Source organism: Collinsella sp. CLA-ER-H4 (genome assembly GCF_040092395.1).
GTDB lineage: Bacteria > Actinomycetota > Coriobacteriia > Coriobacteriales > Coriobacteriaceae > Collinsella.
The window spans coordinates 1-2,212 of sequence record NZ_JBBNLQ010000026.1 but is presented as its reverse complement, the minus strand read 5'-3'; the positions used below and the strand labels follow the sequence as shown (position 1 = coordinate 2,212).

At 56.9% G+C, this 2,212-nt stretch carries 1 protein-coding gene; it reads left to right on the top strand.

Annotated elements, in window-relative coordinates; genetic code table 11:
* The first annotated feature begins 295 nt into the window (after positions 1-295).
* The gene (locus tag AAAX34_RS09385; RefSeq protein ID WP_349111065.1) at positions 296-1,990 is read left to right on the top strand and encodes a phospho-sugar mutase; all 1,695 of its coding nucleotides are present in this window, start codon (positions 296-298) and stop codon (positions 1,988-1,990) included.
* The last annotated feature ends 222 nt before the right edge of the window (positions 1,991-2,212 follow it).

Sequence of the window (2,212 nt, the reverse complement as noted above, 5' to 3'; positions counted from 1 at the left end):
GAGAGTACTGCGGGGTCAGCCCGTGGGAGGCCAGGGCGCCGCTGACCGGTGGACGGCACCGAGCCGTACGCTTGAACTGAGAAGGGGGAGGCCTCGCGGCCTCCCCCTTTTTTGCGTTTACCGGGCAACATTCCTTATGCAATTAAATCAATTTAATCATCCACCGCTGAATATAGACGTTCACCGTTCTGTGGCCGGTTCTTTGTTCTCAATGGACTAATATTTGCTTTAGCGCACTGCTGCGCTTGTCCTGTTTTACACGGGTCGTTTTATTGATTGTGACGGAAGGACTCACATGGCAGATGTTCATGAGCTGCTTGATACTTGGATTGCCAATGTCAAGGACGAGGAGCTCCTCGCTGAGCTTAACACGATGAAGGAGCAGGGTGATGAGGACGCCATCACCGACGCTTTCTTCCAGGATCTCGCCTTCGGTACTGCCGGCCTTCGCGGCACTATCGGTGCGGGCACTAACCGTATGAATATCTATACGGTCGGTCGTGCGACCCAGGGATTCGCTGACTACCTCAATGCGACCTTCGAGCATCCGACGGTCGCCATCGCTCGCGATAGCCGCAATAAAGGTGAGCTGTTCGTTAAGACGACGGCTGCCATTCTTGCAGCAAACGGCGTGACTGCCCTCGTGTATCCCAAGATTTCTCCCGTGCCGACGCTCTCCTGGGCCGTCCGCGACCTTAAGTGCTCCGGTGGAATTTGCATGACCGCTAGCCATAACCCGGCGCCGTATAACGGCTATAAGGCCTATGGCCCCGACGGCTGCCAGATCACCAGCGAGGCTGCCGATGCAATTTCTAAGGCTATCGCCGAGACCGATACGTTTACCGGTGTGAAGTCCATGGACTTCGATGAAGCTCTTGAGCAGGGTCTGGTCAAATGGATCGATGACTCGTGCCTCGAGCGTTATTATGACGCCGTTCTCGCCCGCGGCGTGACCAACCTTTCTGCCGAGGAGATCGCTGGCGCTCCGCTTAAGCTCGTCTACACTCCGCTCAACGGCACCGGCCTCATTCCCGTCACGACGGTGCTCGAGCGCGCTGGCATCACCGATGTCACGGTTGTTCCCGAGCAGAGGGAGCCTAACGGCGATTTCCCGACCTGCCCGTATCCTAACCCCGAGATTCGTCAGGCCATGCAGAAGGGCATTGACCTGTGCGAGCAGGTTCACCCTGATTTGCTGCTTGCAACCGATCCCGACGCCGACCGTGTTGGCGTTGCCGTTAAGAATGGCGATGACTATCTGCTGCTGACCGGCAATGAGATGGGCGTTCTGTTGCTCGACTATATCTGCAAGACCCGTGCTGCCCGCGGTGAGGACCTCACTAAGAAGGTTGCCGTTACTACTATCGTTTCTTCCGCCATGGTCGACGCTCTGGCCGACGAGTACGGTTTTGAGCTCCGCCGCTGCCTGACGGGCTTCAAGTACATCGGCGACATCATTACTTCTCTTTCCGATGCCGGCGAGGTCGATCGCTTTATCTTCGGTTTTGAGGAGAGCTACGGCTATCTGGCCGGTGACCACGTGCGCGACAAGGATGCCGTGAGCACTTCGCTTCTGATTTGCCAGATGGCGCAGTATTATAAGCTCCAGGGCAAGAACCTTGCCGATGCGATGCACGAGCTTTACGAGAAGTATGGCTACTATCATAACAAGACGATTTCGCTGAGCTATCCGGGCGCTGAGGGTGCGGCGAAGATGGCCGGCATCATGGCTGGTCTGCGTGAGAACCCGCCCGCGGAGCTCGCCGGTTCCAAGATTGAGGCTGTCGTGGATTACAACACCTGCGTGAACGGCCTGCCGAAGGCTAACGTCATTGAGTTCGATCTTGAGGGCGGCAACAAGGGTATTGTTCGTCCTTCCGGCACCGAGCCCAAGATTAAGCTGTACATCTTCGCTAAGGGCACGGATGCCGCCGAGGCTGATGCAGCACTTGACGCGATTGAGGAGTCCGGTCGCAAGCTGTTGGCCTAAGGCTTTGAAAGCCTATTTCTATAGTTAGACGGAGGAGGGGATCTCGGAAACGAGGTCCCCTCTTTATTACTGGCAAACACAGCTGAGAATCCCAAGATGTGTAGGAAATGTGTACGCCCAGATTCCCGCCCACGGGGCCCCTCCGGTCTGGCAATATATCTCCTTGCCGCGCGGCCCGGTGGAACCGGGAACCAGCGCAGGCGTGCACCTTGAGAACCGGAT